20 protein-coding genes and 1 tRNA gene are annotated in these 22,973 nt (G+C 68.8%); 13 read left to right on the top strand and 8 right to left on the bottom strand.

What is annotated here, in order from left to right; genetic code table 11:
- Positions 1-96 precede the first annotated feature (96 nt).
- From egtB to egtD, 3 genes are all read left to right on the top strand, one after another.
- Complete coding sequence (gene egtB, locus ACRWNM_RS07390) at positions 97-1,437, top strand: ergothioneine biosynthesis protein EgtB (RefSeq protein WP_431964831.1); 1,341 nt, start codon at positions 97-99, stop codon at positions 1,435-1,437.
- Positions 1,437-2,264 (top strand): ergothioneine biosynthesis protein EgtC, encoded by an 828-nt coding sequence (gene egtC, locus ACRWNM_RS07385; protein ID WP_431964829.1) that lies wholly within the window; start codon positions 1,437-1,439, stop codon positions 2,262-2,264. Before egtB ends, egtC begins: the two co-directional genes overlap by 1 nt.
- 82 nt (positions 2,265-2,346) lie before the next feature.
- Positions 2,347-3,318 (top strand): L-histidine N(alpha)-methyltransferase, encoded by a 972-nt coding sequence (gene egtD, locus ACRWNM_RS07380; protein ID WP_431964827.1) that lies wholly within the window; start codon positions 2,347-2,349, stop codon positions 3,316-3,318.
- A 3-nt stretch (positions 3,319-3,321) separates the two neighbouring features.
- Here egtD and ACRWNM_RS07375 read toward each other — a convergent pair whose 3' ends face one another.
- From ACRWNM_RS07375 to ACRWNM_RS07345, 7 genes are all read right to left on the bottom strand, one after another.
- A complete protein-coding gene (locus ACRWNM_RS07375; RefSeq protein ID WP_431964825.1) occupies positions 3,322-3,966 on the bottom strand; it encodes a DUF2461 domain-containing protein in 645 nt (214 codons plus the stop codon).
- A 28-nt stretch (positions 3,967-3,994) separates the two neighbouring features.
- The gene (locus ACRWNM_RS07370) at positions 3,995-4,777 is read right to left on the bottom strand and encodes a hypothetical protein (RefSeq protein ID WP_431964823.1); all 783 of its coding nucleotides are present in this window, start codon (positions 4,775-4,777) and stop codon (positions 3,995-3,997) included.
- 136 nt (positions 4,778-4,913) lie between these two features.
- Positions 4,914-5,198 carry a hypothetical protein gene (locus tag ACRWNM_RS07365; RefSeq protein ID WP_431964821.1) on the bottom strand — a complete coding sequence of 95 codons (285 nt, stop codon included), beginning with the start codon at positions 5,196-5,198 and terminating at the stop codon, positions 4,914-4,916.
- Between the two features lie 76 nt (positions 5,199-5,274).
- The gene (locus ACRWNM_RS07360) at positions 5,275-6,075 is read right to left on the bottom strand and encodes a hypothetical protein (RefSeq protein WP_431964819.1); all 801 of its coding nucleotides are present in this window, start codon (positions 6,073-6,075) and stop codon (positions 5,275-5,277) included.
- 138 nt (positions 6,076-6,213) lie between these two features.
- The gene (locus ACRWNM_RS07355; protein ID WP_431964817.1) at positions 6,214-7,194 is read right to left on the bottom strand and encodes a ribose-phosphate diphosphokinase; all 981 of its coding nucleotides are present in this window, start codon (positions 7,192-7,194) and stop codon (positions 6,214-6,216) included.
- Positions 7,191-8,681: a bifunctional UDP-N-acetylglucosamine diphosphorylase/glucosamine-1-phosphate N-acetyltransferase GlmU gene (glmU, locus tag ACRWNM_RS07350; protein ID WP_431964815.1), complete on the bottom strand. Its 1,491-nt coding sequence runs from the start codon at positions 8,679-8,681 to the stop codon at positions 7,191-7,193. Before glmU ends, ACRWNM_RS07355 begins: the two co-directional genes overlap by 4 nt.
- An 89-nt stretch (positions 8,682-8,770) precedes the next feature.
- Positions 8,771-8,841 (bottom strand) — tRNA-Gln (locus tag ACRWNM_RS07345).
- 367 nt (positions 8,842-9,208) lie between these two features.
- Between ACRWNM_RS07345 and ACRWNM_RS07340 the strand changes: the two genes are divergently transcribed.
- The 7 genes from ACRWNM_RS07340 (at position 9,209) to ACRWNM_RS07310 (ending at position 19,274) form a co-directional block, all read left to right on the top strand.
- Entirely contained in the window at positions 9,209-9,823 is a 615-nt protein-coding gene (locus tag ACRWNM_RS07340; RefSeq protein WP_431964813.1) for a TetR/AcrR family transcriptional regulator, read from the top strand.
- A gap of 181 nt (positions 9,824-10,004) precedes the next feature.
- Positions 10,005-10,652, top strand: coding sequence for a TetR family transcriptional regulator (locus ACRWNM_RS07335; protein ID WP_431964811.1), 648 nt, complete (start codon positions 10,005-10,007; stop codon positions 10,650-10,652).
- 507 nt (positions 10,653-11,159) lie between these two features.
- A complete protein-coding gene (mfd, locus tag ACRWNM_RS07330) occupies positions 11,160-14,828 on the top strand; it encodes a transcription-repair coupling factor (RefSeq protein ID WP_431964809.1) in 3,669 nt (1,222 codons plus the stop codon).
- Positions 14,825-15,598, top strand: coding sequence for a MazG family protein (locus ACRWNM_RS07325; protein ID WP_431964807.1), 774 nt, complete (start codon positions 14,825-14,827; stop codon positions 15,596-15,598). Before mfd ends, ACRWNM_RS07325 begins: the two co-directional genes overlap by 4 nt.
- Positions 15,599-15,737: 139 nt before the next feature.
- A complete protein-coding gene (locus ACRWNM_RS07320) occupies positions 15,738-16,289 on the top strand; it encodes a Uma2 family endonuclease (protein WP_431964805.1) in 552 nt (183 codons plus the stop codon).
- 172 nt (positions 16,290-16,461) lie between these two features.
- Positions 16,462-17,553, top strand: a complete 1,092-nt coding sequence (locus ACRWNM_RS07315; protein ID WP_431964803.1) for a glycerol dehydrogenase — start codon at positions 16,462-16,464, stop codon at positions 17,551-17,553.
- Positions 17,554-18,320: 767 nt separating this feature from the next.
- A complete protein-coding gene (locus ACRWNM_RS07310) occupies positions 18,321-19,274 on the top strand; it encodes a phosphodiesterase (RefSeq protein WP_431964801.1) in 954 nt (317 codons plus the stop codon).
- On the opposite strand, the gene ACRWNM_RS07305 is transcribed toward ACRWNM_RS07310, so the two are convergent.
- Positions 19,222-20,655: a stealth family protein gene (locus tag ACRWNM_RS07305; RefSeq protein ID WP_431965379.1), complete on the bottom strand. Its 1,434-nt coding sequence runs from the start codon at positions 20,653-20,655 to the stop codon at positions 19,222-19,224. The genes ACRWNM_RS07310 and ACRWNM_RS07305 overlap by 53 nt on opposite strands.
- A gap of 561 nt (positions 20,656-21,216) precedes the next feature.
- On the opposite strand from ACRWNM_RS07305, the gene ACRWNM_RS07300 reads away from it, so the two are divergent.
- The 3 genes from ACRWNM_RS07300 to ACRWNM_RS07290 all read left to right on the top strand — a co-directional run bounded on the left by ACRWNM_RS07300 (position 21,217) and on the right by ACRWNM_RS07290 (position 22,963).
- Entirely contained in the window at positions 21,217-21,672 is a 456-nt protein-coding gene (locus tag ACRWNM_RS07300) for a flavodoxin domain-containing protein (protein WP_431964799.1), read from the top strand.
- A gap of 183 nt (positions 21,673-21,855) precedes the next feature.
- Positions 21,856-22,338, top strand: coding sequence for a hypothetical protein (locus ACRWNM_RS07295; protein ID WP_431964797.1), 483 nt, complete (start codon positions 21,856-21,858; stop codon positions 22,336-22,338).
- A 49-nt stretch (positions 22,339-22,387) separates the two neighbouring features.
- Positions 22,388-22,963, top strand: a complete 576-nt coding sequence (locus ACRWNM_RS07290; RefSeq protein ID WP_431964795.1) for a TerD family protein — start codon at positions 22,388-22,390, stop codon at positions 22,961-22,963.
- The last annotated feature ends 10 nt before the right edge of the window (positions 22,964-22,973 follow it).

Below are 22,973 nucleotides of genomic sequence, written 5' to 3'. Positions count from 1 at the left end.
ACCAGCAGCGTGTAACGACCACGCGCACAGCATCATTCGACGAGGCCGCGGCGTGTCCGGTCCGTCCTGCCGCACTACCGCCCGGAGAGCGTTACCGTGACCACTTCTTCTGCCCCCACCGACCATTCGGGCACCGAGCGACTCCGCGACCGGATCGCCGAGGTGCTCACCACCGCACGCGCCAGGACCCTCGGCCTGACCGACGTCGTCGACGAGGCCGAACTCGTCGCCCAGCATTCCCGGCTGATGAGTCCGCTGGTCTGGGATCTCGCGCACATCGGCAACCAGGAAGAGCTGTGGCTGGTGCGCGACGTGGGCGGGCGCGACCCCGTCCGCGCCGATATCGACGAGCTCTACGACGCCTTCAAACACAAGCGGGTCAATCGCCCCGAACTGCCGCTGCTGAATCCGACCGAGGCCCGCGGCTACGTCGGCACCGTCCGCGACAAGGTGCTCGACGTGCTCGACACCAGCGCGTTGCGTGGAAACCAGTTGGTGGACGGCGGTTTCGCGTTCGGCATGATCGCCCAGCACGAGCAGCAGCACGACGAGACCATGCTGGCCACCCATCAGCTGCGGACGGGGCCCGCGGTGCTCACCGCGCCGAGCGCTCCGGCGGCGGCCGTCCGGGTCTCGGGCGAGGTGATCATTCCGGCGGGCGAGTTCACCATGGGCACCTCCACCGATCCGTGGGCGCTGGACAACGAACGCCCCGCGCACCCGGTGCGGCTGCCCGCCTTCGCGATCGACGCCGCGCCGGTCACCAACGAGCAGTACCTGGCTTTCGTCGAGGACGGCGGCTACGAGCGCCCCGAGCTGTGGTCCGAGCGCGGCTGGGCGCACCGCGTCGAGGCCGGACTGGTCGCGCCCCAGTTCTGGGATCGCGATCCGGCCGGGCACTGGTGGCGAAGGGTTTTCGGCGTGATGGCCCCGCTGCGGCCGCACCAGCCGGTGCTGCACGTCTGCTGGTTCGAGGCCGAGGCATACGCCCAGTGGGCGGGCAAGCGGCTGCCCACCGAGGCCGAGTGGGAGAAGGCCGCGCGGTACGACCCGGACACCGGCGCCACCCGCCGCTACCCCTGGGGCGACGCCGAACCCGACTCCGCCACAGCCAATCTCGGACAACGCCATCTCGAACCGGCCGAGGTCGGCGCGTACCCGGCGGGCGCCTCGCCCGCGGGCGTGCACCAGCTGATCGGCGATGTCTGGGAGTGGACCTCTTCGGGCTTCGAGCCCTACCCCGGCTTCCGCGCGTTCCCGTACCGGGAGTATTCCGAGGTGTTCTTCGGCGGTGACTACCGCGTGCTGCGCGGCGGTTCGTTCGGCACCGACCCGGTGGCCTGCCGCGGCACCTTCCGCAACTGGGATCACCCGATCCGCCGCCAGATCTTCTCCGGCTTCCGCCTCGCGCGCGACCTGGGCCGGGACGAGATCTGATGTGCCGTCACCTGGGCTATGTCGGCCCGCCGACGTCCGTGGGCGAATTGCTCACTCGCGGTACGCATTCCCTGCGCACCCAGGCGTGGGCGCCGAAGGACATGCGCGAAGGCGGCGCCATCAACGCCGACGGCTTCGGTGTCGCGTGGTGGCGCGACGGCGCGGGGGGCGCGCCGGAGGCGAGCCGCTACCGCAACGCCGACCCCATCTGGACCGATCCGGCCGTGGAAGAGGTACTGCCCCAATTGGTGTCGGGCGCGGTGCTCGGTTCGATCAGATCGGCCACGGTGGGTATGCCCATCGAACGGGCCGCGTGCGCGCCATTCACCGACGGACGCTGGGCGTTCAGCCACAACGGCGCGGTCCCGGAATGGCGGCGGGTGCTGACCGCGGTCATGTCGGATCTGGACGTGGCCGCGACCCGCGCCGGTGCGACCCGCCTGTTCGAAACGGCGCGGCTGCTCGAGGTCGAATCGATCACCGATGCCGCGGCGCTGTGGGTGCTGCTGCGAGACCTGTTGCGCTCCGCGGAATCCGGCGGCTACGCGAGTTCTCCGGCGACCGCGCTGCGCCTGCTGGTCGCCGCCGTGCTGCGGCATATGCCGACGGCCCGGCTCAACCTGCTGATCGGCGACGGCGAGCAGGTGTGGGCCACCACGGTGCACCACGCGCTGTCCGCGCTGGTCACCGACGACGTGGCGATCCTTTCCTCCGAACCGTACGACGACGACCCGCGCTGGCAGCCGATCCCCGACCGGAAACTGGTGTACGCCAGGCCCGGCGTGCTCTCGATCGAAGAACTGACCCCGCCCGACGACTCCGTCTGACCGATCGCGAAGCCGCGAAAGCCCTTCCCATCCGGCCCGCGCCTTCCGACCCCCGAACCAGCGATACCGAAAGGCCTACACAATGACCGCACCGACGCTGGATGTCTACCTATCCGACGACGATCTGACCGCAGCACTGCGATCCGACGCCAGAAGCGGACTGACCGCCGATCCGAAGTGGCTGCCGCCCAAATGGTTCTACGACGCCCGCGGCAGCGAACTGTTCGAACGCATCACCGAGCTGCCCGAGTACTATCCGACGCGCACCGAACGCGCGCTGCTGGAACGGGTCGTCGACGACATCGCGCGGACAGCGCAAGCCGAGGTCCTCGTCGAACTGGGCGCGGGCTCGGCGGCCAAGACCCGCCTGTTGCTCTCCGCGTTGAGCGCCGAGGGACCGTTGAAGACCTATGTGCCGCAGGATGTCTCGTCAGCGGCGCTGCGGGCGGCGGCCGAACAGGTCGCCGCGGAGTTCCCCAGGCTGGCCGTACACGGCGTGGTCAGCGATTTCACCGACACGCTGCACAACCTGCCTGGCGGCGGTCGCCGCATGATCGCCTTCCTCGGCGGCACCATCGGCAATCTGGTCCCCGACGAGCGCGCCGAATTCCTCGCGGGCATACGGGAGGTGCTCGAGCCGGGTGAGCAGCTGCTGCTCGGCGCCGGGCTGGTCATCGAACCCGAGGTGCTCGTACCCGCCTACGACGATGCCGCCGGGGTCACCGCCGAGTTCAATCGGAACGTCCTGCACGTGCTCAACCAGCGGCTGCGCGCGGACTTCGAGCCCGAGAAGTTCACGCACGTCGCGCTGTGGGACGCCGAGCGCGAGTGGATCGAGATGCGGCTGGCGGCGACCGAGGACATGACCGTCACCGTCGCCGACCTCGACCTCACGGTGCACTTCGCGCGCGGCGAGCAGCTGCGCACGGAGATCTCCGCGAAGTTCCGGGTCGACGGACTCGACGCCGAACTCGCGGCCGCGGGTTTCCGCACCGAGCGGGTGTGGACCGATCCCGACGACCGCTTCGCCTTGGTGCTCGCGGCGCGGATCTGACCCCTACGCGTTCGCCGGGCCGACGATCGCGGTCAGCCGATCGATGAACGGCCGCATCGTCTCCCAGGCCTTGCGCACTTCCGTCGCCGCGCGTGGCGTCTCCAGCCATTCGGGGGCGCCGAACTGGCGGCTGCTGGTCAGGGACTTGTGGCGCAGCAGATCGAGGCGCGGGTGGTCCGCGTCGTAGCCCTTGGGCTTGGTCTTGAGCTTCTCCCCACCGATGGTGAAGCCCGCCTTGGTCAGCTTGGCGAGGATCTTCTCGAGCTCGGGGCCGCGCACGTCGTCGTCGATCGACGTGCGCAACTGCGCGACCTGCGCGGGCGACCCGGAGTAGAAACCGCCGCCGACGAAGAGCCCGGCGGCGCTGATCTGCACGTACCAGCCGACGCCCGGCGCGGTGCCGACCACCGCGCCCTGCGCGGTCTTGTACGGGGACTTGTCCTTGGCGAAGCGCACGTCGCGGTAGGGGCGGAAGATCTTCGCGGATCCGAAATCGGCTTCCAGCTCCGCGGTGAGCGCGACCATCGGCGCGCGCACCGACTCCTCGTACACGGCCTTGTGCGCGTTCCAGAACGTCTTGGAGTTGTCGGCCTCCAGGTCCTCGTAGAAATCCAGCCCGACCAACGGAAACCCACCGAAACCACTCATAGCCGAGAACTTACGACGGGACACCGACTCAATTCTGGTCGGGGACCATCTCGGTGTTCAGCACGACGAAGCTCAGGATGAGTCCGGCGACCAGCGCGACACCGGAGGCGATGGCGGCCCAGCGGCCCAGCGGCTCGCCCTTGTTGTGGCCGAGGATGCCGAACACGATCCCGGCCGGGCCGAACAGGATCGGGCACAGGAACAGCGCCAGCGCGGCGCAGACGAAGCCGATGATCGACATGGTCTGGGTGCCGGGTTTGCGCGGCTGCCCGGTGTCGTAGGGCTGGCCCTGCTGCGGGTAGGAAGGGTAGCCGCCCTGCGGGTAGCCGCCGCCGTACGGGGGCTGCTGCCCGTACGGGGGCTGGGGCTGCGCCGCGGGGTAATCGGCTTGGCCGCCGGGTGGATAGCCGGACTGACCGGCGCCGGGGTACTGGCCGGAACCGGGATAGGGAGGCTGTTCGCCTGAGGGATAGCCGGGCTGTCCGCCGGACGGGTACTCGGGCTGACCCGCTCCCGGCTGATTCCAGCCCTCCGGCCCGGTCGACTGCGGTGCCGCGCCCGTCACGGGCGGTTCCGCCGCGCTACCGGACGACGAGGACTCCCCGCCGCCCGGGGACCGCTTCGACGGCTGGGTCGTCTCGCCGGGGAACTGCTCGGACGATGCGGGCGTCGCCCATTCGGTGCCCGTCGGCTGGGGTTCCTCCGCCTTCTTCGACAGCGAGGGCGGGGTCGCGGATTCCTGCCCCGACTGCGGTGCGCTGCCGGTCGGCGGTGTCTCGGACGACTCGTCGGGATTCTTCGGTGTGGTCATCAGCGGCCTCCTGGTCGTGTTCGCCTCGCCAACCCCCGGGTACCACGTGATCGAGTTCTATCACCGAAAGGCGCAGGTACGCCTGACGGGCGGGTGTAGTCCGTCCTCTGCCCCGCGCGCACGGCCGAGCAGTGACTCAGGAATCGGAATCCTCCAGATCGGAATTCTCCAAATCGGAATCCTCGATGATCCCCATCGCCGCCTCCTCGGCGGGCAGCGTGGATTCGGCCGCGTCTTCGGCGCGCTGACGGCGGCTGGTCCAGCGCTGGTCGAGGTCCTCACCGATGCCGAGCCTGCCGTCGTCCTCGCTCTCCCGGTCGCGGATGGTGAGGTTCTCGGGCGGGTTCTCGATATAGCGCTCGTATGCGCGGATCTCGTCTTCCTGTTCGTCGTCTCCCATGTCCAGCGGGTCGCGGTTCATGGGTCCCAGTATCGTCCCGCCGGTCCCGGGGCGGGGCCAACTCGACGCCAGGAATTCGCGGAGCGGCGAGCGCGCGTCAGGACGAGACGCTCGCGATTCCGATCACGAACACGACCAGCAGGATCGCCAGCACCAGCACGACGGCGTTCGCGATGGCCGCCCATTTGCCGAGCGATTCACCCTTCGAGTGACCGACGAAGCCGAGAATGATGCCCGCGGGTCCGGTGAGCAGGATGGGGAAGAAGCAGAGCGCGGTTCCGATCAGACTCAGGCCGAGGCAGACGAAGCTGATGATCGACAGCGTCTGCGTCTGAGTCGGCGCGTAAGGCCCATATGGCGCGTAGCCGCCGGACTGCGGAGCGGCCGGGTACGCCGGAGCCGCCGGATAACCCGGTGCGGCCGGATAGGCGGGCGGGGCAGGGTAAGCGGGCGCCGGGGGATACGCGGGAGCGGCGGGGTAGGCGGGTGGTGCGTCGTACGGGCTCGGCTGCTGCGGATAGCCCGTGGGCGGGGTGCCCGTGGGAAGGCCGTCGACGGGGGGATAACCGTAGACGCCACCGGCCGGATACTGCGGAGGCGCGGGCGGCTGATAGGCGGGCGGTTCCGGCGGCTGATAGGCCGGCACCTCAGGTGCGCTCGCCGAACCGGGTTGGTACACCTGGGTTTCCGGCGCGGTGCTGGAACCGTATCCCTGCCCCGGCTGGTACACCTGCGTTTCCGGGGCGGTGCCCGCACCGTATCCCTGCCCCGGCTGGTAGACCTGGGTCTCCGGCGCCGTGCCCGGCTGATACACCTGGGTCTCCGCCGAACGGGCGTCGTCCTGCGCCCCTGCCTTACCGAAGTCGATGCCGGGTCGCGGTTCCTGCGGCGTGGTCACGGTGCCCCCCTCTAGGTATTCGATTGCCCCACATGGGTATCACGTTCGGCCGACCATCTCCAGCGCGTTCACCCTGCCGACGAGACGACGACGGCCCGGGCGCAAAGCCCGGGCCGTCGTCGGTTGGCTAGAAGATCGTCACGCGTTGCCGTTGAACAGGCCGGTGACCGAACCGTTCTCGAAGACCTCGCGGATGGTGCGGGCCAGCAGCGGCGCAATGGACAGCACCGTCAGCTGCGGGAACTTCTTGTCTTCGGTGATCGGCAGGGTGTTGGTCACCACGACCTCGCGCGCACCGCACGCGGTGAGGCGCTCGGCGGCGGGGGAGGAGAGCACGCCGTGCGTCGCCGCGATGACGACGTCGCCCGCGCCCGCCTCGCGCAGCACGCGCACGGCCTCGGCGATGGTGCCACCGGTGTCGATCATGTCGTCGATCAGGATGCAGGTGCGGCCGTCCACGTCACCGACCGGACGGTGCGACTTCACCTGGTTGGGGACCAGCGGGTCGCGGGTCTTGTGGATGAACGCCACCGGCGCGCCGCCGAGGGCGTCGGCCCACTTCTCGGCGACCTTCACGCGGCCCGCGTCGGGCGAGACCACGGTGATGTTGTCCAGGCTGTAGTTGGCGCGCACGTGCTCGGAGAGCTGGAACAGCGCGTGCATGTGGTCGACCGGGCCGTCGAAGAAGCCCTGGATCTGGTCGGTGTGCAGGTCGACGGTGATGATGCGGTCCGCGCCCGCGGTCTTCAGCATGTCGGCGACCAGGCGGGCCGAGATCGGCTCGCGGCCGCGGTGCTTCTTGTCCTGGCGCGCGTACGGGTAGAACGGCAGCACCGCGGTGATCCGCTTGGCCGAACCGCGCTTGAGCGCGTCGATCATGATGAGCTGTTCCATCAGCCACTGGTTCACCGGCGCCGGGAAGCTCTGCAGCACGAAGGCGTCCGAACCGCGGACGGATTCCTCGAAGCGAACGAAGGTCTCGCCGTTGGCGAAATCGCGGGCGATCTGGGGCGTGACGTGGACGTCGAGTTCCTTGGCGACCTGCTCGGCCAGCTCAGGATGGGAGCGTCCCGCGAAGAGCATCAGGTTCTTCTGGTTATCGATCCATGACGCGGTCACTGCTGTTTGCCATCCTTTTGCTCGATTGCCTGACCCGACATCTCGTCGGCCGCGATGGCTGCCGCCGCCGCGATCGCCGCCGCGGTCCCCGGCCGGTACCGCTGCACCCAGTTCTCAATATTGCGCTGTGCTCCACCCGATACCGCGAGCGCACCCGGTGGAACGTTTCTGCGCAGTACAGTACCCGCCGCCGTATAAGCGCCGTCACCCACGGTCACCGGCGCGACGAACATGGTGTCGCTGCCGGTGCGCACGTGCGAACCGACCACGGTGTGATGCTTGCGCACGCCGTCGTAGTTGACGAAGACGCTGGAAGCGCCGATGTTGCTGTGCTCGCCGATCGTCGCGTCCCCGACGTAGGTGAGGTGCGGCACCTTGGAGTGCGCGCCGATGGTGGCGTTCTTGGTCTCCACGAAGGCGCCGAGCTTGCCGGAGTCGCCGACCACGGTGCCCGGCCGCAGGTAGCTGAACGGTCCGATGGCCGCGCCCGGCCCGACGGTGGACTGCTCGCCGTGCGTGCGCACCACTGTCGCGCCGTCGCCGACCACCACGTCGGTGAGCGTGCTGTCGGGTCCGATCTCGGCGTCCTCGCCGATCACCGTCGCGCCGAGCAATTGGACGCCGGGGCGGAGCACGGCGTCCCTGCCGATCCGCACGCTCGCGTCCACCCAGGTGGTAGCCGGATCCAGAATGGTGACGCCCGCCCGCATGTGGCGTTCCAGGATGTAGCGGTTCAGCGTGCGCGCGGCCATCGAGAGCTGCACCCGGTCGTTGACTCCGGTGACCTTGGCCGCGTCCACCAGGCGGGCGCCGTGCACCGGGTGCCCGGCCTCGCGGGCCAGCCGCAGCACGTCGGTGAGGTACAGCTCGTGCTGGGCGTTGGCGGTGGACAGCCTGCCGATCATGGTGCGCAGCACCGCGGCGTCGAACGCGTACACGCCGGAGTTGACCTCGTGGATCGCGGCCTGCTCGGGGGTGGCGTCGGCGTGCTCGACGATCTCGACGACCTGACCGTCCGCGTCGCGGATGATCCGGCCGTAGCCGTTCGGGTCCTCGGGCACGAACGTCAGCACGGTGACGCCGGGACGTTCCGGGTAGCTGCGGTGCTCGTCGAGCAGCGCGGACAGCGTGTGCCCGTCCAGCAGCGGCACGTCAGCGGAGGTGACGAGCAGGTCACCGGTGAAGTCGTCGGGCAGCGAGCGCAGCGCGCACTGGACGGCGTGGCCGGTGCCGAGCTGCTCCTCCTGCAGGGCGGAGGTGATGTCGCGGCCGAGTTCGGCGGCCACCGCGGCGACCGCGGCGCCGACTTGTTCTCTGTCGTGGCCCACCACCGTGATGAGGTGCGCGGGGTCGATCTCGTTCGCCGCATGCAGCGCGTGCGCGAGCATGCTTCGGCCGGCCAGCGAATGCAGAACTTTGGGGGTCTTCGACCGCATTCGCGTCCCGGCTCCGGCGGCGAGAACGACGACGGCGGTCTGCTGTGGCATGGATCTCCCTCGGCTGCCTGTCATCGTGCTGGCTGTAACCTGCTTGGTCAGCGATGTGCGGGGCCAACGATAGTCACCGTGCCGGTGTGCTCCGCCGCCAGGACTCGAACCTGAACTATCTGAACCAAAATCAGAGGTGCTGCCATTACACTACGGCGGATCGCCACACCGGCGGACCAGATGAACCGCCGCTGTGCCTCGGCACGGGTTGAATCCTCGCACGAAGACCCGGCTCACGTCGAACCGATACCCACCCTCTGCGCGCGTGGCGCGGGTCGCCGGGCGGCCGACGACTTCGGGGGCACTCGCTGTCTGGAACAGTTGGCGTCGCGCGGTAAGGTTTTGCGCGAGGGCGTGGTACCCCGCAGACGCCCCAGGCAAACGACTGATTTCGCAAACATATGGACAATTCGCCCGGAACGCCAGGAACCCGGCACGGCCAGCTCGGTGGCCAGGCGCGGAACCGGCGAGCCGCTCACGACCGGCGACCTGACACGGAGAGGCGGAACAGCGTGTCTCGTCCGCGGATGACGGGAACTCAACGGCGCCAGCAGTTGATCGAGATCGGCAGGGCGCTGTTCGCCGAACGCGGTTACGACGCGACCTCGATCGAGGAGATCGCGCAGCGCGCCCAGGTCTCCAAACCCGTGGTGTACGAACACTTCGGCGGCAAAGAGGGCCTCTACGCGGTGGTCGTCGATCGCGAGATGTCGATGCTGTTGGACATGATCACCTCCTCGCTCACCCAGAATCGTTCGCGGGTGCGGCTGGAGCAGGTCGCGCTCGCGCTGCTCACCTATATCGAGGAACGCACCGACGGCTTCCGGATTCTGGTGCGCGACCAGGTCGCGACCACCGACGACGGCCGCTTCTCCAGCCTGCTCAACGAGGCCGTGAACCAGGTCGCGCACATCTTGGCGGGCGATTTCGAGCGGCGGCAGCTCGACACCAGCCTGGCTACGCTGTACGCACAGGGTTTGGTGGGTATGGTCTCCACGGCCGCGACGTGGTGGCTGGACGTGCGCGAGCCATCCAAAGAGGTTGTGGCAGCGCATTTGGTGAATCTCTGTTGGAACGGTCTGAGCCACCTGGAGGCCGATCCGCAGCTGAGCTCGGAATGGCCCGCGGGCGCGCCGGACTGACCGATTGTTAACCAGCGAATTGCGATGGAGGCTCGGCCGAATGCTCGAATTGACTGTCGTGCGCCCACCTGGTGGTACGGTTCACCCATCCTCTGGGTGCTGTTCGGGCGGTATGTCGGTCTTACTTCGGGATGTCGGTCTACTTCAGGATGGCTGGTTTTAGGGATGACAGGCGGATCTGATGGCTAGGCAAGCGCGCGCGGAGATCACCCGCGATTCCGTCCTTGCGGGCGCTGCCGATGTCTTTCTGCGCTTGGGATATGCGAATGCGAGCCTGAGCGAGATCATCGCGCAGTCCAACGTGACCAAGGGCGCCTTGTACTTTCACTTCGGTTCGAAGGAAGAACTGGCGCGCGCCGTCGTCGATCAGGGCAACGAGCGACTGATCAGTTCGTGCCAGGGCTTCTTCGATCCCAGAGTGCCTGCGCTGGAAGCGTGTATCGGCATCACGTACGTGGTGGCCGACCTGTCGATGAACGATCCGATGGTCGGCGCGATGCTCAAGCTCACCCACCAGATCGGCGACTACCGCGGCGCCCAGGGCGACAACATCGCCAAGACCTGGGGTGACACGTATCGCCTTCTGGCCGAACGTGCCATCGCCCAAGGCGATCTGGAATCCGACCTCGATCCCGAGGTCGTCGGCCTGCTACTGCAAGAGGTCACCGCGGGCGTGCACATCGTCGCGGTCGGCACCGAGTCGATGGACCAGATGGCCACCCGCATGGAGCGGGCTTGGTACTTCCTGCTCCCGTCCATCGTGCCGCCGGAAAAGCTTTCGTACTTCCGCGAATTCGCCGCCCGCCGCCTGCGCCGCTACGTGCCGTAACGCCGGAAGCGCAGGTGCGCAATGCGTTAGGCGCGCCGGGAATTCAATGATCGCGTGTGCCAACGGGTGTGATGAGGAGAACCGTCCACCGCGCCGCGCGCAGACCAGCGGGTCCCTACCGGCGCGAAGCTCGTCGCGCTCGACAAGCCGCGATCGCCGGTCTCGATGCCCGCTCCGAGTCGGTTCACAACCACCGACTCCAGCGGTGGTCGTTCACACCGAAGTCTGCTCGAGCGCAGCTTCCGCTTCGACCGGAACGCGCGCTCCTCTCCCTCTCAACCACCCCGAGGGCGAGTCTTACGAGCCCGTTCGCGGCCGTCTCGCTTCCGAGCGGTCGAAGCGCATGCGACGTAGTCGCGAGTCTCGACCGCTCGGATGCGAGACAAGAAGGGCCGCGAACCCCGCGCGCGCCAGCGCGCCGAAAACACAGCCCCGCGAACACGCGCGCGCCAGCGCGCCAATAGACTCAGTTCGCTCGAAACACCCGCTTGAGCTCAGGAGTTGTCGATGTCCACCCACCGTCCACCACTCGAAGGACTGGTCGCGGCGGCCGGAGCGGATGCCGCGCTGCGGACGGTCGCCGAGCTGATCGGGAAGTCGTCGGTCGAGTTGGTGGCGCCTTCGGCGGTGCGCCCGTTCGTGGCCGCGACGGTGGCGGCCAAGCGGCCGCTGGTGGTGGTGACGGCGACGGGCCGGGAGGCCGACGATCTGACGGTCGAGTTGCAGGAGATTCTCGGCGAGACGGTCGCGCAGTTCCCGTCGTGGGAGACCCTGCCGCACGAGCGGCTGTCGCCGGGCGCGGACACGGTCGGGCGCAGGCTGGAGGTGTTGCGCAGGCTCGCCCTGGACTACGGCATCGCGGAGCGATTCGATGAGGGGCGGTGGTCGGGCGACGGGCGGGCGGACCCGGTGTTCCCCGAGCCGTTGCGCGTGGTGGTGACCACGGTGCGTTCGCTGATGCAACCGATGGCGGCCGGGCTCGGCGACATCGAGCCGATCGTGCTGCGGGTCGGCGCGGAGTTCGATTTCGACGAATTGCTCCTTCGCCTGGTCGAATTCGCTTACACCCGGGTGGACATGGTGGGTAAGCGCGGCGAGTTCGCGGTGCGCGGTGGCATCCTCGACCTGTTCCCGCCGACGGCCGACCATCCGGTGCGCGTCGAGTTCTGGGGCGACGAGGTGACCGAGCTGCGGCCCTTCGCGGTCGCCGACCAGCGCTCGCTCGGCGATCTCCCGGTCGACGTGGTGGTCGCGCCGCCGTGCCGGGAGCTGCTGCTCACCCCCGAGGTGCGGGCGCGGGCGGCGGAGGTGGCCGAGGCGAACGCCGCCGACGCGGCGCTGGTCGAGATGCTGGAGAAGCTGGCCGAGGGCATCCCGGTGGACGGCATGGAGGCGCTGCTTCCGGTGCTGCAGCCCGGTGAGCTGCGGTTGCTGACCGAGCAGCTGGCCGAGGGCACGCACGTGCTGCTGTGCGATCCGGAGAAGATCCGCACCCGCGCCGCCGACCTGGTGCGCACCGGGGAGGAGTTCCTGGAGGCGTCCTGGACCGCGGCCTCGTTCGGCGGCGCCGCGCCGCTCGGCGGGAACGGGCTCGATCTGGCGGCTTCCTCCTACCGCGCGCTTCCGGAGATCCACGAGAGTGCCGACCGGAACGGCCTGCCGTGGTGGAGCCTGAGCCCGCTGGAGTCGGGCGATCCCGCGGAGGTCGTGCTTCCGGTACTGGCGGGTCCCGCGGCCCGTGGCTCCGACGAATTGGTGGCGACGATCTTCGCCTCGCTACGCGCGCATGTGGCCACCGGCGGGCGCGCGGTGGTGGTCGTGGCCGGTCACGGTACCGCGCAGCGCGTGCTGGAGCGGTTGGCCGACGCGGACGTGGCGGCGGCGGCATTGGACGCGGGCGCGGAGCCGACCGCGGGCGTCGTCGGCGTGCTGTGCGGTTCCCTGCACGACGGCTTGGTGTTCGAGGACGCCGGGCTGGTCGTGGTCGCCGAGTCCGATCTGACCGGTAACCGGGTCACCGCGCCCGCCGAGGGCAAGCGGCTACCCGCCAAGCGGCGCAATCAGGTGGACCCGCTCGCCCTCAACGCGGGCGACATGGTGGTGCACGACCAGCACGGCATCGGCCGGTTCGTGGAGATGATCGAGCGCACCGTGGGCGGCGCGCGGCGCGAATACCTGGTCATCGAGTACGCGCCGAGCAAGCGTGGCCAGCCCGGCGACCGGTTGTTCGTGCCGATGGAGTCGCTCGACCAGCTCTCGCGCTATGTCGGCGGCGAGATGCCGAGCCTGTCCAAGCTGGGCGGCTCCGACTGGGCGAACACGAAACGCAAGGCGCGCAAGGCCGTTCGCGAGATCGCGGGCGAGCTGGTGCAGCTCTACGCAGCCAGGCAGGCGGCACCGGGGCACGCGTTCGGCGCGGACACGCCGTGGCAGCAGGAGATGGAGGACGCGTTCGCGTTCACCGAGACGGTCGATCAGATGACCGCCATCGCCGAGGTCAAGTCGGATATGGAGAAGCCGGTCCCGATGGACCGCGTGGTCTGCGGCGACGTCGGCTACGGCAAGACCGAGATCGCGGTGCGCGCGGCGTTCAAGGCGGTGCAGGACGGCAAGCAGGTGGTCGTGCTGGTGCCGACGACGCTGCTGGCCCAGCAGCATTTGCAGACGTTCACCGAGCGCGTCGCCGGGTTCCCGGTCACCGTGAAGGGTCTGTCCCGGTTCACCGATCCCGCCGAATCGCGGGCGGTGCTGGAGGGCATGGCCGACGGCGCGGTCGACATCGTGGTCGGCACCCACCGCCTGCTCCAGACGGGCGTGCGGTGGAAGGACCTCGGCCTGGTGATCGTCGACGAGGAGCAGCGCTTCGGTGTCGAGCACAAGGAGCACATCAAGGCGCTGCGCACGCACGTCGACGTGCTGACGATGTCGGCGACCCCGATCCCGCGCACCCTGGAGATGAGCCTGGCGGGCATCCGCGAGATGTCGACCATCCTCACTCCGCCGGAGGAACGGCACCCGGTGCTCACCTACGTCGGCGGGTACAACGACAAGCAGGTCACCGCCGCCATCCGCCGCGAGCTGCTGCGCGACGGCCAGGTGTTCTACGTGCACAACCGGGTGTCTTCGATCGACAAGGCGGCCAAGCGGATTCGCGATCTGGTGCCGGAGGCGCGGGTGGTGGTCGCGCACGGCCAGATGAACGAGGACATGCTCGAGCAGACCGTGCAGGGCTTCTGGCAGCGCGAGTTCGATGTGCTGGTGTGCACCACCATCATCGAGACCGGCCTGGACATCTCGAATGCCAACACCCTGCTCGTGGAACGCGCCGACGCGCTCGGCCTTTCGCAGCTGCACCAGCTGCGCGGCCGGGTCGGGCGCAGCCGGGAGCGCGGCTACGCCTACTTCCTGTATCCGCCGGAGAAGCCGCTCACCGAGACCGCCTACGACCGGCTCGCCACCATCGCGCAGAACTCCGACCTCGGTGCGGGCATGGCGGTGGCCATGAAGGACTTGGAGATCCGCGGCGCGGGCAACGTGCTCGGCGCCGAGCAGTCCGGTCACGTCGCCGGCGTCGGCTTCGACCTGTACGTGCGCCTGGTCGGCGAGGCCGTCGAGGCGTATCGCGCCGCGGCGGACGGCAAGCCGATCACCACCGAAGAGGTCAAGGAGGTCCGCATAGACCTCCCGGTCGACGCGCACATCCCGCCCGATTACATCGCCAGCGATCGGCTCCGCCTGGAGGCGTACCGCAAACTCGCCGCCGCCCAGGATGATCCGGCCCTCGCCGCGGTGATAGAGGAACTGGTCGACCGCTACGGTCCGCTGCCTGTCGAGGTGGGTCGCCTGGTGTCGGTGGCGAAGCTGCGGCTGGTGGCGCGGGAGTACGGCGTCACCGAGATCGCCGTCACCGGAACGACTTTGAAGGTCTCGCCGCTGCTGAATCTGCCCGACTCCAAGCAGTTGCGGTTGAAGCGGCTCTACCCCAGCGCGGGCTACAAGGCGGCCAGCGGCGTCGTGCAACTGCCGCTGCCCAGGGTCGAGGACAGCGTCGGCGCCGATCGGGTCCGCGATGTGCAGCTGTTGCAGTTCGTCGCCGACCTGCTGCTCGCGCTGGACGGAAAGGCGCAGGGGGCAGTGGATCTCACGGTGGACACCGAGGCGACGGCGGCTCGATGAGTACTCCGGACGGCGCCGCCGGGGTGGGCCCCGGGCCCTCCGCGTCGGGCAACGGCGCAGCGGAGAGCCGAGATTCGTCGCGGTCCGCGGGCGACGTAGCACTGGTGGCCGCGGGGTTGGCGGGGGCCGTCGAGGTCATGGACCGGCTCTGGAACTTCGGTGGCTGGGAGGTCACCCAGACCCACGACTCCCTGCGCCCCTACCTGCTCGAGGAGACCTACGAACTCCTCGACGCCATTCAGCACGCGGATGCCGAGACCATCAAGGAAGAACTCGGCGATCTGCTGCTCCAGGTGCTCTTCCACTCCCGAATCGCGGAAGCCGCAGGCGAATTCACCGTCGACGACGTCGCCGCCGCGCTGGTCGCCAAGCTCGTCAACCGCAGCCCGCACCTGATCGACTCCGGTATCGCCCCCGACGCCACCGTCGAGGAGAAGATCGCCGCACAGGAGCGGGCCTGGGAAGAACGCAAGTCCGCCGAGAAGTCCCGGCGCTCCTGCCTCGATGGCATCGCCATGGCTCAGCCCGCCCTCGCCCTCGCCGAGAAGATCATCGCCCGCAGCACCAAAGCAGGCCTCCCCGACGACCTGATCCCGCCCGACCTGCGCGTCGTCCACCTCGGCGGCCCCGACAGCGCCGAAGAACGCCTCCGCAAGGCCACCCTGTCCTTCGCCGCCGCCATCCGCGCGGCCGAAGACGCCGCCGAGTCCGCCCGCGGCTCCCGCGACCCACTCGACCCTGCGGATTGGCGCCACTACTGGCCACGCTGACGAACGCGCGAATCGCTGGAACCCGGCGGGTCGCGCGAATCCGATGGGTAGCGTCGTCGCCGAGCCTGTCCGATGCAGTGGTTATTCTTAGCTTGGCAGGCAGTTGTGACCGGGCCGAGGCGAAGGGTGGTGGAGTGCCATGGCGCAGCCGATCGCGTATGGCGAAGTGAACCACGAGGCGGCCCTGAAGTACGCGGTGCAGCTCATCGACCACCGGTGGGCTCAGGTCATCGAGGGGCGGATCGTACTGGTGTCACCGATGTGGGATCACGAGAAGGTCGTCGCCCAGATTCGTCGGCAGCTCGATGCCCGTGTAGATGAACTCGACTGCCTCATGGGCTCTGGAAATCTGGATCTGCCCGGCTCGGTGAACTGGTATATGCCGGACCTGGCCGTTATTCCGACGGCGCTAGCCGAAGGGGCAGGCGCTCTCTTGCCCAAGCAGACGCTGCTGGTGGTCGAGGTGACATCGGATTCGAACGCGGACACCGATCGGATCATCAAGCGCAAGCGCTACGCCCAGTACGGCGCACCGCTGTATCTGCTGGTCGACCGACAGCGCAAGGAGTGCACGCTCTTCTCCGACCCGCACGATCTCGGCTACGGCGACGTGCACGGCCCCTACTCGTTCGGCACCGCCATCGCGTTGCCCGCGCCGTTCGATCTGAGTCTGGACACCACCGGGTTCTGAGCCCGCATCCGGTCCAAGGGCCATCAGGTTCCTTCTATGCCTGGCATCTCCAGGCAGGGGTGTGAATCCACGGTGCGGCGCGGGGGCAGGCGCGTAGCGTTGATGGCGAGTCGATGGCGGACAGCGGGTGCGCTGGGGAATCGGCGCCCCTCGAGTCGGGAGGTGCCGGATGATGCTGAGTGTGTTCTCCTCGCCGGGGCACTATGTGCAGGGGCGCGATGCTACGGCGGCGTTGGGGCAGGAACTGCGCCGGCTGGGGATCGCCGGGCCGGTGTTGATCGTGGCGGGGAAGAGTGCGCGGCGGCTGCTCGCCAAGATGTGGGAGCGGTCGTTCGGGGCGTCGAGTATCGACTATTCGGTGCATCCGTCGGGCGGGGAGTGCAGCAGGGCCGAACTCGCGCGGATCACCGAGGCCGTGCGGGCGAGCGGGAGCGCCGCGGTGCTCGGCGCGGGCGGCGGGAAGGTGATCGACTCGGCGCGCGCGGTGGCCGACGATCTCGGGCTGCCGATGATCAGCTGTCCGACCACCGCGTCCAGCGATGCGCCGTGCAGTGCGCTCTCGGTGATCTACACGGAGGAAGGCGAATTCGAGGCGTACCAGCTGGTGCGCCGCAATCCCGCGCTGGTGCTGGTGGACACCTCGGCCATCGCGCAAGCCCCCGCGCGGCTGCTCACGTCGGGCATGGGCGACGCGCTCGCCACCTGGTTCGAGGCGCGCACCTGCCTCGCCGGGCACGTGCGCAACATGCGCGGCGGCGCGTCCACCCGCAGCGCCGGAGCACTCGCCGAATTGTGTTACCGCACTTTGCTGTCCGACGGTCCGCAGGCGCTGGCGGCGGTCCACACCCAGACCGTCACCCCCGCGCTCGAACGCATCGTCGAGGCCAACACCCTGCTGTCCGGGCTCGGATTCGAATCCTCCGGCCTAGCGGCCGCGCACGCGGTGCACAACGGCCTCACCGCGGTGCCGCAGACCCGCCCGTACCTGCACGGCGAGAAGGTCGCCTTCGGCGTGCTCACCCAACTGGTGCTCGAAGGCGCGTCCGACGACGAGATCGGCACCGTTCTCGACTTCTGCGACCGCGTCGGCCTGCCGACCTCGCTGGCCGACCTCGGACTCGCCGACGCGGACCAGGAAACGTTGTCCGCCATAGCGACTCGCGCCACCGCCCCCGGCGAGACGATCCACAACGAACCGTTCGCGGTGGACGCCGCGCTGCTCCACGACGCTTTGCTCGCCGCCGACTCACTCGGCGGCCGCTGACCTGGGCGGCGGCGGTCCGCGCACTCCACCGTGAGCGCCCCGAACCCCGCGACCTTCCAGCGGTCCGACCGCCGATCCCGGCGAGTGCTCGGGGCTCCGGCGTGCGGGTCGCCGAGTCCCGAATAAGTCTCGGACCGCCCGCCGCCTTCAACGCCCTCGAAGCTGAGAGCCTCCGGTCGATGCCGTGCTCGCGCCCTCGGCAGTGCTCACCCAGTGCGCCCGCAGAAGCGGAGGCAGGCCGACGAGCGTGGGCACCGCTCGGTGGGGGTCGCATCGCTAGATGCGGAACGTACTGCGCGCCGTGCTGGACGGATCGCCCCGCGTCGGATGCATCGCTCCGCGCGGGACGTACTCTGCCCGTTGGGACGCATCGCGTCGTGTCGGACGTGTCGCGCGGTGCGGGTCGCATCGCGCGGAATGCGCCGTTCGGTGCAGCATCGCTCGGCGTCGGATGAATCGCCTTCGCGGTGGACGTACCGCTCGGCGCGGGTCGCATCGTCCCACGTCGGACGCACCACCTCGGGCACCGATCGCACCCACCCGAGCACGGGTCGAAACCAGTCGAAATCCAGCTGGAATACCGGTGCACACCACTGGTCCGCAGCTCCTCCGGCAGCCGCTCGAACAGCCTTCGCGTACACCGAACCCTCATCTTCCCGCAAGCTTGTCGTCACAGCACGGCGGGAAAACTGTCAGTAGGGGTTCGCTATTCTGGCTGGAACCCGAAGCCTAGGGCGGGCCACCCGCCGGGAGGGACGTTCGGTCCGGTGCGCATCAGCAGAGTCGCGGAGCATCCGCGACCGGATCACGTGTTGTTCCATTTCAGTGACACCCACCTCATCGCCGGTGACGGCGAGTTGTACGGGGATGTCGACGCCGAGCAGCGGTTACGCAAGCTGCTCGGGCACGCCGCGGCCAGTCGCATCCGCCCGACGGCGCTGGTGTTCACCGGCGACCTCGCCGACCGCGGCGAGTCCGAGGCGTACGAGAAGCTGCGCGCGCTGGTCGAGCCGTTCGCGCGGCACATCGGAGCGCCGGTGGTGTGGGTGATGGGCAACCACGACGATCGCGGTGTCCTGCGTGACACCCTGCTCGACGAGCCGCCGTCGACCAAGCCGTTCGACCGCGTGCACATGATCGACGGACTGCGCATCATCGCCCTCGACACCTCGGTGCCCGGCCATCACCACGGCGAGATCTCCGATGAGCAGCTGGCCTGGCTGCGCGGCGTGCTGGCCGAGCCCGCGCCGTTCGGCACCATCCTGGCCATGCACCACCCGCCGGTGCCGTGCGTGGTGGATCTGGCCGTCACCGTCGAGCTGCGTGACCAGCGCAAACTCGCCGACGTGCTGGACGGCACCGACGTGCGCGCGATCCTCGCTGGCCACGTGCACTTCTCCACCTACGCGACGTTCGCAGGCATCCCGGTCTCGGTCGCCTCGTCCACCTGCTACACCCAGGATCTGGCCACCGCGACGGGCGGCCTGCGCGGCCGCGACGGTGCGCAGGCCTTCAACTTCGTGCACATCTACCCGGACACGGTGGTGCATTCGGTGGTACCCATCGATGCGGGCGCGACCGTCGGCGAGCCGGCCACCCCGGAGGAGGCGGCGGCGAAGCTTGCCGAGGCGGGCATCGTCATCCCGCCCGCCGGTCGTATCCCGCACGTCATGCAGCGCCGGGAGCCGACTCCGGAAGCGGACGACGAGGCGGTTCGCTGAACCGCTCCCACGGCGCCGGGTCCGGGAACCAGTCCGTGAGGAAATCCGAAACTCGCTGCACCCGTTCGGATTCCGGCACCTCCGGGAAGCTGCCGTCGTTCAGGCAGAAGAAGTCGACGTCCCGCCGCGCGGACAGCTCGTCGAGCAGCGTGAGCCCGGCGCGACTCGTGGTGTCGACGTAGCGCATTCGCCCGGTCTCCTGCGGCACCGCGCACCCGGTGAGCAGCGCGTAGTAGTGGTACAGCGAGTTGGTGACGGAAATGTCGGTGGCCGAACGGAATCGGCTCGCCATGGTGCGGGCGAAGTCGCCGCCGAACTCCGCCTCCATCTCCAGCAGCACGCTGCGCCGCAGCGGCGTGGGCGTGTGCTCCAAGTGCCGGGTGATGACGTGCCCGAAGTGATCGGCGAGCAGCGCCCGGTTGACCCGCGCCGCGTTCTCGAATCCGCTGCGGCGCTCGTTGTTCCGGCCCGGCCCGATGCGTGTGTCCGCCTCGATGAACCGGCTGATGCCGCCGGGGGTGAAGAACATCGAGGGACGCACCGGCCTGGCGAAGAACATGTCGTCGTTGGAATACAGGAAGTGCTCGCTGAGCCCCTCGATGTGCTGCAACTGCGATTCCACCGCGTGCGAGTTGAAGGTGGGCAGCGCCGCCGGGTCGCTGAAGTGGTCGCCCGCCCGCACCACCGTGACCTTCGGGTGCTCGTCGAGCCACTCGGGGACCGCGGAATCGGTGGCGACGAAGATGCGGCGGATCCACGGCGCGTTCTTGTGCACCGAGCGCAGGGCGTACCTGAGTTCGTCGATCTGGCGGATTCTCGCGTCCGCGTCGTCGCCCTCTCCGACGACGACCTGCGCCATCAGGCCCGCGCGCCGCGCGCGGAATTCCGGATCCGTGCCGTCCACCCAGGAGAAGACGATGTCGATGTCGAAATCGACATCGGTGACGTGCGGCGCGAACATGTCGGTCAGGGTCGGCCAGCTGCGGTCGAACAGTCCGACCTGGGTGAATTCCACGTCGGCCAGATCGAAGACCGCGCGGGTCAGCGCGTTCGGGCGCGGACATTCGACGGTGTCGCCGTGGTACTCCCACAGCTCCAGCTCGACGTGGTGCGCGGGATCGGCGTCGCGGCCCAACCGGAGGATGTGATCCCCGGCTTCCGCGACGGCGAAGCCCGCGGCGAGCGCGCCGTCCGTCACGCGTCGCACCATCGCGCGGTGCGCGGCGTCGGCGGCCAGGATCAAGCGGTGCCCGCTGTCTCTGACCAGGAGAAACGGCACCTCCGCCGCGGCGAGCTGGCCGCGCAGGTAGCCGAGGTCGTCGATCATCGCCGCCGAGACCGCCAGATTGCCCGCCGCGATCGCGGCGGTGTCGTATCCCATCCGGGCCGTGCCCGTCTCCCAGCCCCCAGGATTCACTGCCCCCATGTCCATGTTCGCCTCCCATTTCGTCGTTCCGGCTATCGCCCGCGCGTGCACCGCACCGGGAATCAGCCGGTCCCGGAGACGCCGGAGGCGCCGCCGCGGGACCCGCCCGATGCGGTGCGGATTCAGAAATGGGGTGTGCTGCCGTAGTGCAGGAACGCGGTGATCCGCGGAAGTCCTGACGATCGGTACACCATCGTTCTCACCTCACTCACGGCACGGACGCGAGAAGCGTCATTGGGGAAGTGCTGACCGGACCCACGGCGAAGGTGAACCGGGCGTGGCCGGGAGCAGCACGCACGGCCGGACAGACATCGGCCGGCTGATCGGAGAACCCCTGTTGAACAGGGTCGTTACTGAATGATGCATCCGCGGCGACCGTCCGTCAATCGGAAGCCGCGCAAGTGTCCCGGACACGGGGAACGTCACAACCTTCGCTCGAAAAATTAGGGTAGCCTCGCCAAAGTAAAGGGAAAACTTCGGTGCATGCCGAAGCGGCGACGGGAAGGAGCGGGCGCGGTGCGCGTAGTCATTCTGTTCGGGTCGGAGATGGGTACTTCGGAAATCGCGGCCGACTGCGTCGCGGACTCCCTGGCCGGCGTGCACGATGTCTCGGTCTACGACATGACCGACTTCGATGTCGATGATCTGGACGTCGCGGACTTTCACGTCGTCGTCTGCTCGACCTACGGCGACGGCGACCTGCCGACCGGCGCCGAGTTCTTCTTCGACGCACTCGACGCCCGCGCGCCCGATCTCACCGGACTGCGATTCGCGGTGTTCGGGCTCGGCGATTCCGTCTACGGCGACACGTTCAACCGCGGCGGCGAGATCGCGGCCGAGAAGCTGACCGCGCGCGGTGCGGTCCAGGTCGGCGAGCACGCGCGCCACGATGCGTCCGCCGAGGTCCGGGTGCGCGACATGGCGCGCGAATGGGCGCGGTCGCTGCCGATTCCCGAATTCGCTTCGGCCTGAACGAACCCTCCGGCCTGGCAACCCGCCGAGCTCGGTGGTCGACGAGCCGTGCGGACGTAACGGACAAGTTCCACAGTGCCAGCAGACAAGTGGCACAGCGCCAGCGCGCAAGTGTCCCAGCACCTTAGACTGCTATCAGCGCGGCACAGCCCGTCGCGCGCGACGATGCATGAGGTGACGAAGATGGCAGCCGGAGCGAGCCCCGCGCAACATCGCGACCACTCGACCGATCATCCCGAACTGGACGTGCTACCGGAATGGCCGCAGGACACGATCGCCGTGCTGGTGACCACAGACCCAGCGCCGCATGCGATTCCGGTGTCCTGGCCGGTGCGCGCCGGTGATCGGCGCATCCTGATCAGCCTGAAGTTCGACCGAGGTTCGCTGGCCCGGCTGCGGGAACGTCCCGAGATCGCGCTGCTGATTCTCGGCGGCGGCAACGTCGCGCTGTGCGCGCGTGGCACCGCCAAAGTGATCGCCGAACAGATGCCCGACGCCGAGGATTACGCCGCGGTGCAGATCGACGTCGCGGTGATCGACGACCACCGCCAGTCCGCGTTCGCGGTGGACAAGGGCATTCAGCGCGACGTGCTCGATGCGAGCGAATTGCACGCGTTGCAGGGCCGCGTGGCGACCCTGCGCGGCTGGTCCGACGACCAGAACTGAACCGGTACAACGAGAAAGGCGGCGCCCGCGCGCCGTACGGGAAGGGATCATGAGCGTCACACTCGCCAAGGGCGGAAACGTTTCGCTGTCCAAGCAGGCGCCGAACCTGACCAAGGTCGCGGTGGGACTCGGCTGGGACGTGCGCACCACCACCGGTGCGGATTACGACCTCGACGCGAGCGCACTGGCCACCGGCCCGAACCTGAAGGTGCTCTCCGATCAGCACTTCGTGTTCTACAACAATCTGCGTTCGCCGGAGGGCACCATCGAGCACACCGGTGACAACCTCACCGGTGAGGGCGAGGGCGACGACGAGGTGATCAACGTCGATCTCGCGGCGACGCCGCCGACGATCACCAACATCTTCTTCCCCGTGTCCATTCACGACGCCGACGCCCGCGGGCAGTCGTTCGGCCAGATCCGCAACGCGTTCATCCGCGTCGTCGACGCCAACACCGGCGCCGAACTGGCCCGTTACGACCTCACCGAGGACGCGTCCACCGAGACCGCCATGGTGTTCGGTGAGCTGTACCGGCACAGCGGCGAGTGGAAGTTCCGCGCCATCGGGCAGGGCTACGCGTCCGGTCTCGCGGGCATCGCCCGCGATTACGGCGTCAACATCTGAATCGGTCGGC

This window comes from Nocardia sp. bgisy134 (genome assembly GCF_965341865.1).
In the GTDB taxonomy this organism is placed as follows: Bacteria; Actinomycetota; Actinomycetes; order Mycobacteriales; family Mycobacteriaceae; genus Nocardia.
Note: the sequence above shows the minus strand (reverse complement) of the source record. Positions and strands in the feature narration are given on the sequence as shown.